Genomic DNA, 502 nt, shown 5'->3' on the forward strand with positions numbered 1-502 from the left:
CCCGGCACTGGCCGCCGATGCGATGACGAGCAGCAGCAACAAGCCCGAGCTCGGCCGCTTCGGCTTTGACGAGGCGGGCATGGACAAGTCGGTGAAGGCCGGCGACGATTTCATGGCCTTCACCAGCGGCACCTACCTCAAGAATCTGGAAATCCCGGCCGACCGTTCCAATTATGGCATGTTCACCCGGCTGCGCGACCTGAGCCAGGATCGCACCCGCCAGATCATCGAAGATGCCGCGAAGCAACCGGCGGCACCGGGCAGCAACGCCCAGAAGGTCGGCGATTTCTACGCCAGCTTCATGGATGAAGCCGCCATCGAGGCGAAGGGGATCAGTCCGATCAAACCGCGCCTCGATGCCATTGCCGCGCTGTCCGACAAGGCGGCGCTGGCCCGGATGCTGGGCGAGTCCGCCCGGGACGGCCTCGATGGCCCGATCAATGTGCAGGTGCTGCAGGATCTCAAAACGCCGGACGTGATCGCGGCTTATGTCGGCCAGGGC

The 502-nt window shown here is 64.7% G+C and carries 1 pseudogene; it reads left to right on the forward strand.

Features of this window, described 5'->3' with window-relative positions:
• A pseudogene (locus tag GH736_RS24315) lies at nt 1-502 on the forward strand (hypothetical protein); the annotation flags it as partial.

Origin of the sequence: Agromyces humi (genome assembly GCF_009720255.1) — a bacterium.
In the GTDB taxonomy this organism is placed as follows: domain Bacteria; phylum Actinomycetota; class Actinomycetes; order Actinomycetales; family Microbacteriaceae; genus Agromyces; species Agromyces humi.